This is a genomic window from Rhizobium sp. H4, assembly GCF_003013335.1.
Lineage (GTDB): Bacteria > Pseudomonadota > Alphaproteobacteria > Rhizobiales > Rhizobiaceae > Rhizobium > Rhizobium sophoriradicis.
Genome location: NZ_PSOW01000018.1, coordinates 112,559 through 130,503 on the forward strand (window position 1 = coordinate 112,559; position 17,945 = coordinate 130,503).

Genomic DNA, 17,945 nt, shown 5'->3' on the forward strand with positions numbered 1-17,945 from the left:
GAGCCGGTGGCGACAGAGTCATACGTGAGCCAGGGCTCCCAGGAGCCGAGATTGAACTTGTTGTCATATTGGGGAACGAGACCGCGATCGGCTTCGGTGTAATAGGGGATCCGGTACATGAGCGAGGATTCATCGGTGGCGCTGGCCGCAAGGATGACCCGTGGGCTTCCCTTCTCTTCAGCGCGCTCGGCGCTGCGCGAAACAGCGATCAGCTTGGCGACGCCCTCGGCACCGCCATAGACCTCTTCGACGATCGCTTTGTTGTGCAGCCATGGCGCGACGAGCGATAGGGACCTGAATTTCGGATTGCCGCTGACGGTCATCGGCCATATAGCCGGCCGAGGCGCATATGCCGAGGCCGTTGATCGCGTCCGGATCGACCTCCGACAGCGTCGACAAGAAATCGGCGGCGGCGATGATGTCTGCAGTCTTCATCGCCGGGTCTTCCTTGAAACGGATGGTGCCGCTCGATTCACCCCAGCCGCGATAGTCGAACGCCAGCGCCACGAAGCCTCGCTCGGCCATTTCCTTGGCATAAAGGCCCGACATCTGCTCCTTGATCGAGGTCCAGGCGCCGGCGACGATGACACCGGGCCGCCGCGTATCGGCAGCCGTGTCCGATGGCACGTAGAGTGTGCCGACGATTGTTTCACCATTGCTTGGAAATGTGACCTTTCGGCTGGCTACTTCCGCTGCGCTCACCGTCGTTGCCGCCACAGTGGCAAGGATTGCCGCAAGTGCAAACTGTTTCATCTGAACTCTCCGCTGGTTGAACAAGGCGAGAGTGCCAGGATCGCCGGCGCGGTGCAGGCGCGAAAATTGCTCGACTTACGGCCTATGTTGCTATTGCGACCGGAACTGTGCGGGCGTGATGCCCACCCGCTTGCGGAAATGCTGGCCGAAGCGCGAGACATCGGCATAGCCGACGCGGAAGGCGACCTCGGCGACCGTTGCCGACGTGGTCTTGAACAGAAGCCGTGCCCGGTCGAGGCGCTCGTCTATGACATACTGGATCGGCGATCTGCCCGTCGCGGCCTTGAACGCGCGCGCGAAGTGATACCGGCTCATGGCCGCCTCCGAGGCGAGTTGGTCAAGCGAGATATCGTCGGTCAGATGCTCCTGGACATAGGCAATCACCTTCCTCAGCCGGCGATCATCGAGGCTGGCGCAGAGTTCGGCATGCGGCGCCAGCAATCGGGCCAAATGGGCGGCCAAGGCCAGATCCATCGTCTGCCGATAGAGCGAAGACGAATCCTCCCCGCGATCCGCGGCAAGCCGGACGAGCTGCGCTAGAAGGGGTTCCAGGCCTCCGACGTGCGGTCTGAACGCCGTGCGCGTATCCAGCCCGACATCATCGAGCATATGCTTGTCGAAGGACACCGTCAGGTAGGAATGGGCGTCCTCGAATTCGCATATGCCGGCTGCGCCCCCGGGCAGGATCCAGCCCTCATCGGCGGAAAGCGGAATATGGTGACGGCGGTCCGAGCCGAGGGCCAGGCGATGCTCGTCCTGCGCGACTAAAAACAGGCCGATCGTCAGATCCGACAGTGCGAAAGCGCCGCCGCCGGCAGGAACATCGTGCCTGCTTGCCGTCACTCCCCAGTCGCGCCGCGCTGCATTGCTCATGGAAAGAAGCTGGTGAGGCGCGGCGGAAAATCAACCTGCATGTGCGCTCATCGACGATGGCCCCCTTAAGCAAAAGCAACAATCGCCCAAAGACGCGCAAGAATTGCGCATGTCGAAGCGCCCGCATTCCGGCACCCTCGCCGCGAAACCATGTGGGAAAGGGAGCATCAATGTCACTCAGAGCCATCGCCGGCGGCGCCGTTTTAACATCCTTCATCCTGATGGGCGGGATCGCCCGGGCGGCAAGCCCCGAAGAGAACCGCAAGATGATTTCCAACTATTACGCCGCCTATGCCTCGGGCGACATGGACAAGGTCGCATCCTTTTTTGCCGACGACATTTTATGGCACATCCCCGGCCATCATCCGCTCGCCGGCACCAAGCGCGGCAAGCAGGAAGTGGCCGCCTTCTTTCAGCAGCTCGGGAATGGCAATTTCCGGGCAGAGCTGATCGCGCTGATAGCGGACGAGAACTGGGTCATCGATATGCATCGCGGCTGGTCGAACCGTGACGGCCTTGCCAATGTCGATACGGTCTGGGTACTTGCGTTCAAGATCGAGAACGGCAAGATCAAAGAAGCCCGCAACTTTTCTTTCGATCAGGCCGCCGCGGACAGCTTCTTCTGGCAAGCATATCGGCTCAAACCGCTGCCCGACCGTCTGAAGACTGAGTGAGCATCAGACAGTATGGCTCGGGGCCATCGCTCACGGACTGACAGGCTGCCGTTGGAGGAATGAGATTCGCTTCAACCGCAGCGCATGCTTTTCCAGCAGATGCCATGAAAGCCAGCCGAGCAACAATGTTATCGGCAGGGAAAGGCCGAACACTGTCCACCACGTGCTGTACTGACCGAGGGCATGGTTCACCACCTGCTCCACTGGCCAGCCGTAGAGATAGGTCCCGTAGGAAACATCGCCCAATCGGTCGAGAGTCGGCAGCTGTATGCTCGGCGAGATCGCGATGTAGACAAGCGGATAGGCAAACAACATCGGCCCGTAAGAATAGGCGGGCAAGAAGACGAGGCAGAGCACGCCGAGCGCCGCGAAGATCGACGCCAGGACAAGGTTCGGCTGCCACTTTTCCATCACGAACCAGAGAAGCGAACCGCAGAAGAAGTAGGGCGCGATAAAAGTGAAATCCGTTATCAACTGCGTGTCCGGCCACGGATGCTCGAAGAAAAGCTGCCAGGTCACGCCCACGGCAAGGGCAAACGCCATGAACGGCGCTCGCAGAAGACCGATGGCCATCAACGCCGCAAGGATCAGGTAGCAGAAGATTTCCTGGCTGATCGACCAAAGAGAGCCGTTGGTGAAGGTGGCAAGCCAGGAGATTGCAGGATCATAGAACTGCACATTCGGCAGTTTCATGCCATAGCTCGGATTGAGCACCGAGAGCACGGTCGTCTCCAGGGGATTCGACCAGCGCAAGTAACGCCTGATGCCCAGCGGGCTGAACAACGGGCCCAGAACATACACGCTGAGCAGGATGCAGACGACAAGCGCCGGATAGATCCTCAGCGCCCGTCGCCAGAGAAAACCGCCGACGCTGCCGAACTGCGCGCTCTGCGTGACGAGGAAACCGCTCGTGATGAAAAATGCATAGACCCCGAATATGCCAAGGATCTTGTCGTCGCCGAGCAACCGCACAAAGGGCTCGTTGGCCTCGGTCTTTTCCGAGATGAGAAAGGCATGCGAGAAGATGACGGTGGAGGCTGCGATGAGCCTGATGATGTTGACGTTTGGGTAAAATGGCCTTGTGACCCCGCGCCCGGGCATGCGATTCCCCGCTTTGACAATTCCGCAGAGCATTAAGGTGGGCTTTGAATGTTGTCACGAGCCGTTGTGCAACAGTGCGCGATAATCTCTGGTCCACCGGTGGCGGCTCGCCCCCGGCCTGGTTGAGGGTCGCCCCACCGCGTTGGTGTTTGAGCAGGGCGCTGTCCTGCGCACCCCTGCTTATTTCATTGTTCTCAACTGGGCCGGGGATTCGCTGCTTGCGATCCGTGACTTCCGTTACGCGCGCTATGCGTTGGAAGCGGCGGACGTTAAGCCGATAGGCGCGGCTTTCGTCAGAGACGCTTGCGTCCGACAGTCGGGGGCCGACCAATATGGGTCCGAATTTCCGATCGGCGTCATCTCGGCGGGCTGCTGCCCTCTTCTTCTCGTGCAAGGATGCGGTCGCAGCACGCTATCAAACCACAGCCGCATTGAGCCGGGTTGAGCCGTTTTGAGGAAGTTGGCGGCGAATTTGTCGTTGCCGGTGGACGCGTTAATCCCGCCTGCCTTCTTCTGCGATCGCGGCTCGCGTTCAGGCAGCGCGGCTTGTACTTTTTTCAATTCCAAATTTCAGAATACGCGCGTATATTGCAGACGGGGTTGCAGTATCGGTGTCTTGAGGGGTTGGAGACATGGGCTGGAATACGTCATCGGCATTCACGCCCGTCGCGCTTGCTTTGCGCGGCCCGGCAACGCGCAAGATCGTTCGGACGCTGGGCGACGCAGCGCATCTCCTGCTCAAAGACTGGCCTTCCGACGATGGCGAGGAATATGTCGCCGCCGTAAAAGCCTGCGTCGACGCGATTACCGGGAAAATTGCCCCGGAGCGATTCCGGGAGGCCCTTTTGCGTGCGGCCAATGAGGCGGGTATCACAGTTCTAGCGGTCGTCCAGCAGCCACCAACGTCCGTGCGGCGACCGAGCATGTCCTCGCAGCGTGAGGTAAGTCCTCTGCCGAACAGCCGCTCGGCTGTCAGCCTAGCGTTGCCCTTGCGAGATCACGTCGCGGGCTCGCAAAGCGTGAGCTATGATCGCCAAAGCTCGTTTGCCTCCGACACCGGCTCCCCCGCCGCGGAGACGATCGTCGAACCATAGGGCTCCCGTGACGATGCGGGGGATATAATTTCCGCTTGCGCCTCGCGCCCTGCCGCGGCCAATCCAGCGCTAGCGACTAGATTTAAACGCGGGTAAATGTTTTCAACATCTCCCGCGTATTGAGCCCAGTTGGTCAATGAGATCCGTGTCTACCTCACGTAGCGCATTGGAAAGTTCGGGCTACGGCATCATCGCCAAGCATCGCGACCGCCCCTACCCGCAGTGGCCGCGCGGGCGCTGGCTGAAAATAAAATGCGTCCAGAGCGAGAGCTTCATGATCGCCGGCTATGCCGGCCATGGTCCGCGCGCCCAGATTATCGAAATTACCGACGAGCAATGGCATACCGGCATGGACGTCTATCTGATGAACGTCCTCAGTTCAGGCGGCTCGTGACCTCCGACATGACAGATCCGGCGCGATCATCAACAGATCCACCGCTTGCCGGCAACGGAAGAGCGCCGCGTAAATGTGCCGATGCCACGGCGCGAGGCAGCAAGTCGCTGGTCATAGAGCAAGTCCAAAACGTTTTGGCTTGACTCCCAAAACGTTTTGGACAATCGTTTCCACTTCGGGAGGAAGAGCTTGGCCAATCTTAAACAACTCGCGCAATCCTTGGGGCTTTCGATCACCACTGTGTCGCGAGCTCTCGACGGTTATGCCGATGTGTCGGCCGTCACGCGCGAGCGAGTTCGCGAGGCTGCCGACAAGGTCGGCTACCGGCCGAATGCTTCGGCCCGCCGCCTCCGCAAGCAGCGCGCCGAACTGGTTGCCGTCACGCTGCCGAGCGATCCTGGTCATATCGGCCCTCCGCATTTCCTCGATATGTTGTCGGGCTGCGCCGAACATCTTGCTGCTGCCGGCCTCAATCTGGTGATTGCGCCGGTACCGCGCGGCGAGAGCGAACTCGACATCTGCCGCCGCTTCGTCGATGGCCGCCGCGTCGATGCCATGCTTCTCGTTCGCACCAAGCGGAAGGACGAGCGCGTCGAATTCCTGCAGTCGCGCGGCATCCCCTTCGTCACCAACGGCCGCACAGAAAGCCTGATGCCCCATCCCTATATCGATGGCGACGGTTTTGCCGGCTTCCGGGACGCGACGTTGCGCTTCCATGCCGCCGGCCACCGCCGCATCGCCCATATCGCCGGCCCGCAGGAATATTACTTCGCACATGACCGCTGCCGCGGCTGGCGGGCGGCGATGGAGGAATGCGGCCTTGCGACCGATCTTTGCGCCGAGGGCGCGCCGCTGGAACAGGGCGGTTATCTCGCAGCACTCGAACTTCTGCGCCAACCGTCGCGTCCGACCGCACTCGTCTGCGCCACCGACGAAATGGCGATCGGGGCACTCCGCGCACTGCGCGAGGTCGATGGCGGCAACCAGATCAGCATTGTCGGCCACGACGACCTGCCGATGGGCGCCTTCACCAGCCCGCCGCTCTCGACCATGCGCATGACTGGCGAACACCTCGGCGCGAGCTTCGCCTCGCTGCTGCTGCGCGCCATTGGCGGCGAACCCGCCGAAGAACTCCAGGAGCTTCACGCGATCGAATTCGTCGATCGCGACAGCCATCGCCGTCCGCTTAGAGCGGCATAGATAGCAGTGCATCTCAAACAAAGAACAATGAAGGAGGAGAAGATGAAACATATCATGTCATTTGGAATTCTGGCTTCCACCGTGCTGGCCTTCGCCTCGCCGGTGCTCGCCCAGACGGTTTTCGTGTCCACCCAGCTTCGCCCGATCGAGGAGGCGACCGTCGTGCGCGAGGAACTCCTGAAGGACGTCGGCCCGGTCGATTACGTAGTCGAAGAGCCGCCGCAGTTTGCCGTCCGCATGGAAGCCGAGCGCCAGGCCGGCAAGCGCACCGTCAGCCTCGTCGGCGCGCTGCATGGCGAGCTTTCGCCGCTCGCCGACAAGGACACGCTCGAACCGCTCGACGACCTCGCCAAGAAGCTGGCGGCGAGTGGTATGCCGCAGTCGCTGCTCGATCTCGGCAAGCTCGGCAAGCCGACCCAGCAGTACATTCCGTGGATGCAGGCGACCTATGTGATGGCTGCCAAGAAGGAAGCCCTGCAATACCTGCCGGCCGGCGCTGACGTAAACGCATTGAATTATGATCAGTTGATCGAGTGGGGCAAGAATATGCAGGAGGCGACCGGCCAGCCGCAGATCGGCTTTCCGGCCGGTCCGAAAGGGCTGATGGCGCGTTACTTCCAGGGCTATTTCTATCCGTCATTCACCGGAGGTGTCGTGCGCACCTTCCAGAGTGCCGACGCGGCTGCCGGCTGGGAGAAGCTGAAGGCGCTGTGGGCCTATGTGACACCGAACTCCACCAGCTACGACTTCATGCAGGAGCCTCTGGCTGCCGGCGAAGTCATGGTCGCCTGGGATCATATCGCCCGCCTGAAGAATGCCATTTCCGCCGCACCGGATGATTATGTCGTCTTCCCCGCCCCCGCCGGTCCCAAGGGTCGCGGTTACATGCCGGTGGTTGCCGGTCTCGCCATTCCGAAAGGCGCGCCCGACAAGGCCGGTGCAGAAAAAATCATCGAACACCTGTCCATGCCGGACACGCAGCTCCTGACCGCCTCCAAGGTTGGCTTCTTCCCGACCCTGAACGTCAAGCTGCCGCCGGATCTCGATGCGGGCGTCGCCTTGCTGGCTGGTGCGGTCGCGGCCACCCAGGCTTCCAAGGACGCTGTCATCTCGCTGCTCCCGGTCGGCCTCGGTGACAAGGGCGGCGAGTTCAACAAGGTCTACATGGACAGTTTTCAGCGCATCGTGCTGCAGAACGAGCCCGTTGCAGACGTGCTGAAGGCCCAGGGCGCCACGATGGCCAAGCTGATGGCCGACACGAAGGCTGCCTGCTGGGCGCCCGATGCCAAGAGCGATGGGCCCTGCCCGGTTCAATAAATCCACGTAGCAAGCGTCCGGACAAACTGCCCGGACGCCCTTTCACCTCTCTGCTCGTCAAGGCCGGAGCCGATGACCAACAGCCGACCCTGGATCCCTTATCTGCTGATCCTACCATCCGTCGCCTTCCTGGCACTGCTCTTCGTCGTGCCGCTGATACAGACGATCTGGCTGGCGGTTTCGGACAATGGCGCGCCATCGCTCGCAAATGCCGAGCGGATGGTAACGGACATCAATTTCACCCGCTCGGTGAAGAACACCTTCCTGCTGACGATCGCGGTCGTACCGGTACAGATCGCCATCGCGCTTGCCATGGGTACGATGGTCGCCAAGGTCGGCCGCGGACGCGAGACGATCCTGTGGATCTGGACGATCCCGCTCGGCATTTCCGACCTCGCCGCTGGTCTCGTCTGGTTGTCGATCCTGCAGAATACCGGCTATCTGAATTCGCTGCTCTTCGGTCTCGGCATCATCAGCAGGCAGGCAAGCTGGCTCTCCTACCAGACGCCGGTCGCGCTCTTCATCGCGATTGCGGTTGCTGAAATCTGGCGCGGCACGGCAATCGTCATGGTCATCATCGTCGCCGGTCTCAACCAGGTGCCGAAGGAATTCAAGGAAGCCGCCGAAATCTTCGGGGCTGGCCCGTGGACGCGCTTCTGGCGCATCACCCTGCCGCTGATCCGCCCCGCCCTGCAATCGGCGCTGATCCTGCGCACCGTGCTCGCCTTCGAGGTCTTCGCGGTGGTCTATGCGCTCGGCGGACGCAACTTCCCGGTTCTCGTCGGCGAGGCCTATAACTGGCAGAACCAGAACCAGAATTACAGCGTCGCCGCCGCCTACGCGGTACTGATCATGATCATCTCGCTTGCCGCCACGCTCATCTATCTGAAAGCCTTGAAGGTCGATCCGGAGCGCCTGCCATGACCGCGGTTACCGTCAACACGAGCGCCGACACCCGCAACGCCGCCAGCTTCGTCTCCTCGCGGCGCTGGCTGCTGTGGAGCGGCATCGCAGCACTTTGCGCCTGGGTGCTGGTGCCGATCTATCTGGTCGCGCTCGGCGCACTCGGCGGCCGCCAGGGTGTTTATGTCTGGCCCAAGACGGGATTGCCGACGGGTCTGTCGCTGGATCCCTTCATTCTCTTCCTGAAGACCGAAGGCGTCGTCCAATCCTTTCTCAACTCGCTGGGGGCAGCCGGCATCACGGTGGCGCTTTCCATCCTGCTCGGCGCGCCGGCCGGTTACGCGCTCGCCCGCTACGAATTCCGCGGAAAGGACAGCTACCGCCTCCTGGTGTTGCTGACCCGCGCCTTTCCGCTGGCAATCCTGGCATTGCCGCTGACGGTCTCCTTCATCCGGCTCGGCCTCTACGACACAATCGTCGGCGTCGGCCTCATCCATACGGTCCTGGCGCTTCCGTTCGCGGCACTCGTCACGCAGGGCATTTTCCTCGGCGTGCCCAGAGAGTTGGAAGAAGCCGCCTGGGTGTTCGGCTGCACCCGCATCCAGGCCTTCTTCAAGGTGGTCGCGCCCCTGGCTTTGCCCGGCATCGTCGCGACAGCGGTCTTTGCCTTCGTCATCTCGTGGAACGAGGTCTTTGCCGCGTCGGTGCTGACGGTGCGCAACCGCACGCTGACCGCCTACCTGCTGACGGTGCTCTCGGAAAGCCCGATGCACTACCGCTTTGCCGGGGGCCTGATGCTCATCCTTCCCTCGGTTGTCTTCATCTTCGCGGTCAGGCGTTACCTCTTCGCGATCTGGGGCATTTCCTCCAAATAACGGGACCATCGACATGGCCAATATTGTCATCGACCGCATCCGCAAGAGTTTCGGAGCCTTCCAGGCGCTGAAAGAGGTCTCGCTGACGATCAACGACGGCGAATTCGTCTCGCTGCTCGGCCCGTCCGGCTGCGGCAAGACCACGCTGCTGCGGATCATCGCCGGCCTCGAGACCGCAACATCGGGCGATGTCCGCATCGGCGACAAGTCGGTGATCGGCTTGCCTCCCAAGGATCGTGGCCTTGCGATGGTCTTCCAGAACTACGCCGTCTTTCCGCATATGACTGTTTACGAGAACGTCGCCTTTGGGCTGCGGATGCAGAAGGCCGACGATGAACACGTGAAGACGCAGGTCGAAAAGGCCGCCGGCCTTTTGCATATCGAACAATATCTCGACCGCTACCCGAACAAGCTTTCCGGCGGCCAGCGCCAGCGCGTCGCGGTCGCTCGCGCCCTTGCCGTCGAACCGAAGGTTCTATTGATGGACGAGCCGCTTTCGAACCTCGACGCGCTGCTCCGTCTCGAAATGCGCACTGAGCTCAAGACCGTGCTGCAATCGGCAGGCACCACGACGATCTATGTCACCCACGACCAGACGGAAGCGATGGGCCTTTCCGACCGCATCGCCGTCATGCATGGCGGCGTGGTCGAGCAGGTCGGCCATCCTGTCGAGATCTACAACCACCCGGCAACACGTTTCGTCGGCGGCTTCATCGGCAATCCGCCGATGAACTTCATCAAGGTGCCGGTTGAGAACGGCCAGGTGGCGGTAGGCGACGAACGGCTCGTGGCGCCGCAGGAATCCGGCGATCAAATCGTCCTCGGCCTGCGCGGCGAGGCCGTCGAACTCGCGCCGCTGCCGCAGGGTCTCGAAATGCGGGTTCGCGTGGCCGAGCCGATGGGCTCGCATCTGCTGTTGACTGGGTCGATCCATGACCAGCCGGTCCGCGTCATCCTGCCGGCTTCGGAGACCGTGAAGAGCGGCGAGACCATCGGTCTGAAGCTCGACCAGAAGCGCATCACCTGGCTTTCGCCCGAAAGCGGCAAGTCCTTTCCGGCCGTCTTGGCCTGAGAATACTGGAGCATCGAAATGAACATGCATATCGACCAGGCGAAACGCATCCTCGCCCAGAACGATCGCGGCGGTTATACCGTACCGACCGACCGGCTTTATCCCTTTCAATGGAACTGGGATTCGGCGTTCGTCGCCATGGGATTCGCGCTCTACGATACCGATCGCGCCTATCGCGAGCTGGAACGGCTGGTCGAGGGCCAGTGGGCGGACGGGATGATCCCGCATATCGTCTTCCACGCGCCAAGCGAAACCTATTTCCCTGGACCGGATGTCTGGCACACGAAACACGCGATCCCGACCTCCGGCATAACCCAGCCGCCGGTCTTCGCGATCGCATTGCGCAAGCTGCATGAAGCCGCCGGCAAGGGGGCCGAAGCCCGTACCCTGCCGCTCTACGAAGCGGCGCTGAAATGGCACCGCTGGTGGTATTCCGCCCGCGATCCCGATGGCACCGGGCTCGTCGCGCTCCTGCATCCCTGGGAAAGCGGCAGCGACAATTCTCCCGCCTGGGACATCGCGCTCGCTCGTGTACCCACGACCACAGATACCCTTGTCGTGCGCAAGGATACCGGCCATGTCAATGCCGACATGCGTCCGCGCGACGAGGATTACCGCCGCTTCATTCATCTGGTCGATACCTATGCCGCCTGCGGCTGGGATCCGGCGAAACAATGGGAGAAGGCGTCCTTCAAGGTCGCCGAGATCCAGACGACCGCCATTCTGCTCAAGGCCGGCGAAGATCTGGAACACCTTGCCAGCCTTTTCGATCGGACCGAGGAGGCGATCGAGATCGCTGCCTTCAACGACCGCACCCGCAAGGCGCTAATGGCCCAGTGGCGGCCGGAGCTTGCCCGCTTCGTCTCTCGAGACCTGATCTCTGGCGAAGATGTCGAAGCCGCCACGCAAGCCGGCTTCATCCCCCTCCTCTCGCTGGACCTCGACAAGCAGGTTGCCGACGCCTTGGTCTCGGAAATGAAAGCCTGGTCCAAGGATCTCAAGGTCGCCTTCCCGACGACCAAACCCGGCATCGCCAGCTGGGAGCCGAAGCGCTACTGGCGCGGCCCCGCCTGGGCGATCATCAACTGGCTGCTGATCGACGGACTGAAGCGCAATGGCCACACGGCTGTCGCCGAAGAGCTGCGGAAATCCACCCTCGCCGCGATCGAGACGGAAGGTTTCGCCGAATATTTCGACCCGGTCACCGGCCAAGGCTGCGGCGGCCTCGGCTTTTCCTGGACGGCTGCGGCCTATCTGTGGCTTGAGCGACACGTCAGCGTCGCCTAAGCCCTGACTTGCAATCCGGACGGTCGGCATATAAATTATCCCAATGCTTGATCGTTCATCCCAGCCTCCGACGCAGATTCCTACGGACGCACTCAGCGAAATTCTTCGGGATTTTCGCCTGAGTGGAGTCAACTACGGCCGCTGCGAGCTGCGTCATCCATGGAGCATCGCCTTTGCGCAGCAACAGCTGCTTCGCTTTCATTTCGTCAGTGAGGGGCCGTGCTGGATCCATACCGAAGCTCAAGGGTGGCAGGAGTTGCAAGGCGGCGATCTGGTGTTGTTGCCACAAGGTGTCGAACACCGACTGGCCAGCAAGCCCGATGTTGTCGGGGACTCGCTCAAGAGCTGCCAGGTCACCAAGCTGGGCGGCAATGTCTGCGACGTGGTGCAGGAAGGAACAGGAGCGACGAGCACCTTGTTCTGCGGTTCCATGGCTTTGGGGGCGAATGCCCTCAACCCGTTGATCGCTCTGATGCCACCGATCATCAAGGGTTGTGACGTTGCCGGCAATGATCCGATCGTCGGCCCCCTCCTCGCCGCCATGACGGCAGAGGCGTCGCAGCCCCAGCTAGGCAGCGCCACGGTCTTGTCACGCATGGCTGATGTCCTCGTCGCGCGGCTTATTCGCTGCTGGGTCAATTGCAGCGGCGCCTCCACCAGCGGCTGGCTCGCCGCGATCCGTGATCCTCATATCGGTCGTGCGCTGGCAGCCATGCACCGAGATCCCGGCCATGACTGGACGCTCGAGACCCTTGCCGGCGTGGCAGGTCAATCGCGCTCGATCTTCGCGGAACGCTTCAGCGCCATCTTGGGGGAAGGCGCGGCACGCTATCTCGCCCGACTGCGCATGCAGCTTGCACGAGAGCTGCTCGGTCAAAACATGTCGGTTGCCGCGGTCGCTTCGCAACTGGGCTATGAATCCGAAGCTTCTTTCGCTCGCGCCTTCAAGCGCATCACCAGCGTCTCTCCTGGCGTTGTGCGCCGCACCATTTCCGGACGAACGGATATGGAATTCGGACTTTAGGACACATATCATCCTGAAAGACTGCGTTATTAAGACCTCCAACACTTGGAGGTACTTCAATGACGGACACAACATCACAGCTTGACGGCCCCGCGATCGGCGTCGATTCTGCCGTTCCGAGTCCATGGAGCCCAACAACCTGGTTTGCCGTTATTTCAATGGCAGCCACAAGCTTTGCGCTCGTCTCAGCTGAATTTCTGCCGGCAGGTCTGTTGACGCCAATGGCGCGCGACCTTGGCGTCAGCGAGGGAACCGCCGGTCAGGTTGTCACCGCCACCGCGTCTGTTGGCGCGGTGACGGCCTTGTTGAGCAATGTTCTCATCGGCAAACTGAACCGGAAGACTGTCCTGGTTGGCCTAAGTGCCTTGGCGATCGGCTCCAATCTCCTGGCCGCGCTCGCGACGGATTTTTGGCTATTGTTGTTGGGCCGGGCCGGGCTTGGCGTCGCGCTCAGTGGTTTCTGGGCGCTTTCGGTTGCCATCGTGGCGAGATTGGTTGGCACCAATGCGACAGGTCGGGGTATGGCTATCGTCACCCTCGGTGTCTCTCTTGCCACCATAGCTGCACCATCCATCGGTGCCTTGATCAGCGATTGGATCGGCTGGCGTGCCGCCACGGCCATGACCGCAGGGCTTGCAGCGATTGCGATGCTGCTGCAGATACTCAGCTTGCCGACGCTGCCCGCAAGCACAAGCAATAGTCTTTCCGACGTCTTCCGGCTGACGAAACGGCGCACTGTTCAACTCGGAATGCTTGCCATCCTCTTGCTGATGACGGGACATTTTGCCGGTTCGGTCTATGTGCGACCCTTCCTCGAACAAGTGACGCTCCTTGGCACCGGCCCGATTGCCCTGGCGCTCCTCGGGTTTGGCATCGCCTCTGTGATCGGCAATGTCGCCGGCGGTCGATTGGCAGACGCCAATATCCACACGGCGCTCGCTGTCACCGGCGTATTGATGGCGTTTTCGGCGCTTGCTCTCGTACTCTGGGGTGCACAGAGCGGCATCGCGTTTGCCCTGGTGACACTTTGGGGCTTCGCTTTCGGGATGGCTCCGGTGGTACTGCCCACCAACCTGTCCCGGGGCGCAGCAGACGCCTTGGAGGCTGCCGGCAGCCTGATGGTCGTTTCGTTCCAGGTCGCCATCAGCATAGGTGCGCTGTTCGGCGGCTATGTGGTCGATCACTTCGGTGCCTCAGCGCCATTGGCATTTACAGCCGTCTTGGCGGCATCGACTATCGTACTGGCCTTGCTTCAGCCCCGCAGCTGACTCTTGGAGCTCCGGCCAGGGTGAGCAGATCATCGCTATCACGTGACTAGGGGCCCTCGGCAAAGGGCCCCGCATTGCCACGATCTATCGGATCGAACTGAAGCTCAACCGGACCTCGCAACATCGGGCGAGCCTCAAGCGACGAACCGGCCTGGATCGCGCCAAGCGGCTCGAAGCCGTAGCGCCGACGAGCACCTGGTTCCAGTTCAGCACATGGCTCCAGTTCATCGTCGACGGGCGAAAGCAGCTCTTTCTTTCAAGCTGAGGTAGTCCGGACAACGCGGAGTAGAGGTACTGTGCCTTGGCCGTTGGACCACAGCCCCAAGCGGTCATCAACAACATTTGAACGTCTGTCAGAATTGCAAAAAGTGTGCATAATAGACAAATGAGAACAATCAGTTGTTGATACTGGTCGCGAAAAGGTTGGGAGCCCTCCTCTTCAACTGAGCAGACCATCAGGAAATGCAGGGAGAATTCGACTACAATCCAGGGAGGAAGAACAATGAACAAAAAGGCAGTATCGCGTCGAGAGTTGCTGAGAGCATCTACCCTCGTTGGAGCAACCGCAGTTGGGGCTCTTGCCGCCCCGGCGGTGCTGGCCCAGGCACCCACCGTCATTAAAATGCAAACATCCTGGCCCGCGTCGGACATCTGGATGGATTTTGCCCGCCTGTACGTCGAACGGGTCGAGCGAATGTCCGGCGGACGCCTGAAGTTCGAGCTAATGCCTGCCGGTACGGTCGTCGGCGCGTTTCAGGTGCTCGACGGCGTCAACGATGGCGTGATCGACGCAGCCCACACCGTTCCCGTCTATTGGTACGGAAAGCACAAGGCAGCTTCCCTCTTCGGTACCGGGCCGGTATTTGGCGGCAGCGCAACCACCATGCTCGGATGGTTCCATCAAGGTGGCGGCAAGGATCTCTACCGCGAACTCACCCAGGACATCATGGGGCTGAACGTTTACGGCTTCTATGGCTTCCCGATGCCCGCGCAGCCGTTCGGCTGGTTCAAGAACCCGGTCGCGACCGTGAACGACATCAACGGCCTCAAATACCGTACGGTCGGGCTCGCCGCCGATCTCATGCAGAACATGGGCATGAGCGTCGCTCAACTTCCGGGCGGCGAGATCGTGCCGGCAATGGAGCGAGGTGTCATCGACGCTTTCGAGTTCAACAATCCCTCCTCTGACATACGGTTTGGTTCGCAGGATGTCGCCAAGAACTACATCCTGTCGTCCTATCATCAAGCGAGCGAATCTTTCGAGTTTCTCTTCAACAAGGATGTGTTTGACGACCTTCCCGAAGATCTGCAGGCGATCCTGGAATATGGCGTGGAGGCAGCAAGCACGGCGATAACAGCGTCCGCGATGGACAACTATTCAAGCGACCTTCAAAAACTCCAGGCCGAACATGGTGTGACCGTGCACCGCACTCCAAAGGAAATTCTGGATGCGCAATTGAAGGCCTGGGATGCGATCATCCCGACGCTTGAAGCGGATGCGTTCATGAAGAAGGTGCTCGACAGTCAGCGGCAGTGGGTGGAGAGGGTCGTGTACTACGAATTGATGAACTCCGCCGATCTCGCACTCGCCTATGAGCACTATTTCCCCGGAAAATTGAACCTCGGAAAATAGATGGTGAAGGCCCGGTATTTCCGGGCCTCGTCCCTCATCGAGGTCAGGGAGGCGCTTGCATGCTCCGTTACATTGCATTCGCCGACGAATTGTCGGCGTGGTTCGGCAAGGTGTTCGCGTGGGGGATACTGATCATGGCCTTCGGCGTCGGCTATGAGGTTGTTGCACGCTACCTCTTTCGCGCGCCGACCCCCTGGGCCTTCGATCTGAGCTACATGCTCTATGGAACGATCTTCATGATGGCGGGAGCCTATACGCTCTCGCGTGATGGCCATGTGCGCGGCGACTTCATCTACCGGCTCTGGAAACCGCGCACGCAGGCCAGGCTGGAACTGGTGTTGTACTTCATCTTTTTCTTTCCCGGTATAACCGCGCTTGTGTTCTCGGGCTGGAAATATGCCGCACGCAGCTGGCGCTACCTGGAGGTCAGTTCCAACAGTCCCGCCGGCGTGCCGATCTTCCAGTTCAAGGCTGTGATCGTCGCCGCCGGCATTCTCCTGTTCCTGCAGGGCGTGGCTCAGGTCTTCCGCTGCATTCTCTGCATAAGGACGGGCGAATGGCCGAAGCAGGCCGAAGATGTCGAAGAACTGGAAAAGGTACTACTGGAAACAAAAAGCCTGGACGTGCTCAAGACCGAGGACGAGGGTTTCCTTCCATCGCGGGAACTTGACGCTGGACGTGAACCACGGGATCGGGACACATGACGGATGCACATATCGCCGTCGGGATGCTCCTCATCCTGATCCTCGCCATCTTCCTCGGCTTCCCGGTGGCGTTCACCTTGATGGCGCTGGGTGTCGGCTTCGGATACTATGCCTATTTCGATGCCGGCCGCATGTGGCGCGGCTATGACCGCGCGCTCGAATCCGGCGGCGATACGTTTACACTGGCGCAGACCTGGATCGGCGGTTTCTTCAACAACCGGATCTTCGATCTGTTCGTCAACCAGACCTACTCGGTCATCCAGAACGACGTGCTGACGGCTATCCCGCTGTTCCTGTTCATGGGCTACATCGTTGAGCGAGCCAACATCGTCGATCGGCTGTTCTCGACGCTATTCAGCGTCACGCGCCGGGTGCCCGGCTCGATGGCCGTCGCCGCCCTGGCCACCTGCACACTCTTTGCCACGGCAACCGGCATCGTCGGGGCCGTGGTGACGTTGATGGGACTGCTCGCCCTACCAGCGATGCTGAAAGCAAAGTATGACGTGCGCTACGCGACGGGCGTGATCTGCGCGGGCGGCACGCTCGGGATCCTGATCCCGCCTTCCATCCTGCTGATCGTCTATGCGGCTACTTCCGGGATCTCGGTTGTCCGAATGTATGCGGCGGCGCTCCTGCCCGGCCTCGCCCTGGCGGGGTTTTATCTCATCTATGTCGTGGTGCGAGCAATCCTGCAGCCGCAACTGGCACCGCGGCCAACGAAAGAAGTAGTGGGCGAGCACACGCCGGTCCAACTCGCCTGGATGATGCTTACATCCTTCGCGCCGCTCGCCTTTCTGATTCTTGCGGTGCTGGGTGCCATTCTCTTTGGCCTGGCGACGCCGTCGGAAGCCGCCGCAATCGGCGCATTGGGGGGACTGGCGCTTGCTGCGGCCTATCGGGCGCTGACCTGGCAGCGACTGAAGGAGTCGGTGTATCTGACGGCACGAACGACCGCGATGGTCTGCTGGTTGTTCGTCGGTTCAGCGACCTTCGCATCGGTATTCGCCTATCTCGGCGGTCAACAGTTCATCAGTGACTTCGTGACCGGCCTGGACATGTCGCCGTTGATGTTCCTGATCCTGGCCCAGATCATCATCTTCCTTCTCGGCTGGCCTCTGGAATGGACTGAAATCATCGTCATCTTCATCCCGATCTTCATTCCGCTGCTGCCGCATTTCGGGATCGATCCGCTGTTCTTCGGTATCCTCGTGGCAATCAACCTGCAGACGGCCTTCCTGTCACCGCCCATGGCGATGTCGGCATACTACTTGAAGGGCGTCTCGCCTGCGCATGTCAAACTGACCGACATCTTCCGCGGCATGATGCCGTATATGTTGATCGTCATTCTCTGCATGGTGGTCATCTATCTGTTCCCGAGCATCGTCTACATGCTGCCGAATCTACTCTATGGAGGACAGAGATGACGCAGCGTCTGGCCCATTCCGAAGGGATAGACCGATGAACAGAAGCCGGTTTTTTGGAATATTTGCATTCGTGACGCTTGTCGCGTTCTGCGCGGTCATCCTGGCGTTTGTTCCACGGTTCGATTTGGCCGCTGCACTGCTGATCGGGATTGTCCCTGCGGGGTACGACATCTGGGATCAGCTGTTTCGGCGACGCCCGTCGAAAGCGTCTGGATAGACTGCAATCGTTCAACCGCCGCCCTTTCGTGACGGTAATCCACTGCAAAAAGCCCGTTCGTCCATCGACCTACGGGCTCTTGGCTTGGAAATTGATCACCCGTGGCCTCTCCCTGTGAAAGCGAGAGGCACC

General features: G+C 60.8%; 15 protein-coding genes and 3 pseudogenes. 15 read left to right on the forward strand and 3 right to left on the reverse strand.

The genetic code is table 11. From position 1 onward, the window contains the following. Nucleotides 1-177: 177 nt before the first annotated feature. Together C4N04_RS32265 and C4N04_RS25240 are read right to left on the reverse strand one after the other, a co-directional pair. On the reverse strand, nt 178-753 hold the full coding sequence (locus tag C4N04_RS32265) for an alpha/beta hydrolase (protein WP_245425660.1): 576 nt from the start codon (nt 751-753) through the stop codon (nt 178-180). 90 nt (nt 754-843) lie between these two features. Further along, entirely contained in the window at nt 844-1,626 is a 783-nt protein-coding gene (locus C4N04_RS25240; protein ID WP_245345060.1) for an AraC family transcriptional regulator, read from the reverse strand. A gap of 170 nt (nt 1,627-1,796) precedes the next feature. Between C4N04_RS25240 and C4N04_RS25245 the strand changes: the two genes are divergently transcribed. Then, nucleotides 1,797-2,300, forward strand: a complete 504-nt coding sequence (locus tag C4N04_RS25245; protein WP_106797306.1) for a nuclear transport factor 2 family protein — start codon at nt 1,797-1,799, stop codon at nt 2,298-2,300. A 30-nt stretch (nt 2,301-2,330) separates the two neighbouring features. Here the strand turns inward: C4N04_RS25245 and C4N04_RS25250 are convergent, their stop codons facing one another. Next, the gene (locus C4N04_RS25250) at nt 2,331-3,401 is read right to left on the reverse strand and encodes an acyltransferase (protein WP_106797307.1); all 1,071 of its coding nucleotides are present in this window, start codon (nt 3,399-3,401) and stop codon (nt 2,331-2,333) included. Nucleotides 3,402-4,033: 632 nt separating this feature from the next. On the opposite strand from C4N04_RS25250, the pseudogene C4N04_RS32270 reads away from it, so the two are divergent. The 14 genes and pseudogenes from C4N04_RS32270 to C4N04_RS25330 form a co-directional block, all read left to right on the forward strand. After that, nucleotides 4,034-4,297: pseudogene (locus C4N04_RS32270) on the forward strand (DUF982 domain-containing protein); the annotation flags it as partial. Between the two features lie 382 nt (nt 4,298-4,679). Continuing rightward, nucleotides 4,680-4,784 (forward strand): annotated as a pseudogene (locus tag C4N04_RS25265) (ATP-dependent DNA ligase); the annotation flags it as partial. Continuing rightward, nucleotides 4,785-4,935: pseudogene (locus C4N04_RS32275) on the forward strand (3-oxoacyl-ACP reductase); the annotation flags it as partial. A 143-nt stretch (nt 4,936-5,078) separates the two neighbouring features. After that, the gene (locus C4N04_RS25275; RefSeq protein ID WP_106797308.1) at nt 5,079-6,089 is read left to right on the forward strand and encodes a substrate-binding domain-containing protein; all 1,011 of its coding nucleotides are present in this window, start codon (nt 5,079-5,081) and stop codon (nt 6,087-6,089) included. 42 nt (nt 6,090-6,131) lie between these two features. After that, nucleotides 6,132-7,406 (forward strand): ABC transporter substrate-binding protein, encoded by a 1,275-nt coding sequence (locus C4N04_RS25280; protein WP_106797309.1) that lies wholly within the window; start codon nt 6,132-6,134, stop codon nt 7,404-7,406. Between the two features lie 72 nt (nt 7,407-7,478). Beyond that, nucleotides 7,479-8,330 carry a sugar ABC transporter permease gene (locus C4N04_RS25285; RefSeq protein WP_086156124.1) on the forward strand — a complete coding sequence of 284 codons (852 nt, stop codon included), beginning with the start codon at nt 7,479-7,481 and terminating at the stop codon, nt 8,328-8,330. After that, complete coding sequence (locus tag C4N04_RS25290; RefSeq protein WP_106797310.1) at nt 8,327-9,184, forward strand: carbohydrate ABC transporter permease; 858 nt, start codon at nt 8,327-8,329, stop codon at nt 9,182-9,184. The genes C4N04_RS25285 and C4N04_RS25290 overlap by 4 nt, the downstream gene beginning before the upstream one ends. A gap of 13 nt (nt 9,185-9,197) precedes the next feature. Continuing rightward, the gene (locus C4N04_RS25295; RefSeq protein WP_106797311.1) at nt 9,198-10,256 is read left to right on the forward strand and encodes an ABC transporter ATP-binding protein; all 1,059 of its coding nucleotides are present in this window, start codon (nt 9,198-9,200) and stop codon (nt 10,254-10,256) included. Between the two features lie 18 nt (nt 10,257-10,274). Beyond that, nucleotides 10,275-11,543, forward strand: a complete 1,269-nt coding sequence (locus tag C4N04_RS25300; protein WP_096763944.1) for a trehalase family glycosidase — start codon at nt 10,275-10,277, stop codon at nt 11,541-11,543. Nucleotides 11,544-11,586: 43 nt separating this feature from the next. Then, on the forward strand, nt 11,587-12,567 hold the full coding sequence (locus C4N04_RS25305) for an AraC family transcriptional regulator (protein WP_106797312.1): 981 nt from the start codon (nt 11,587-11,589) through the stop codon (nt 12,565-12,567). A gap of 59 nt (nt 12,568-12,626) precedes the next feature. Then, entirely contained in the window at nt 12,627-13,835 is a 1,209-nt protein-coding gene (locus C4N04_RS25310; protein ID WP_106797313.1) for an MFS transporter, read from the forward strand. Between the two features lie 502 nt (nt 13,836-14,337). Then, nucleotides 14,338-15,468: a TRAP transporter substrate-binding protein gene (locus C4N04_RS25320; protein ID WP_106797314.1), complete on the forward strand. Its 1,131-nt coding sequence runs from the start codon at nt 14,338-14,340 to the stop codon at nt 15,466-15,468. Nucleotides 15,469-15,527: 59 nt separating this feature from the next. Further along, nucleotides 15,528-16,172, forward strand: coding sequence for a TRAP transporter small permease subunit (locus C4N04_RS25325; protein WP_038687478.1), 645 nt, complete (start codon nt 15,528-15,530; stop codon nt 16,170-16,172). Next, a complete protein-coding gene (locus tag C4N04_RS25330; protein WP_106797315.1) occupies nt 16,169-17,596 on the forward strand; it encodes a TRAP transporter large permease subunit in 1,428 nt (475 codons plus the stop codon). Before C4N04_RS25325 ends, C4N04_RS25330 begins: the two co-directional genes overlap by 4 nt. Nucleotides 17,597-17,945 lie beyond the last annotated feature (349 nt).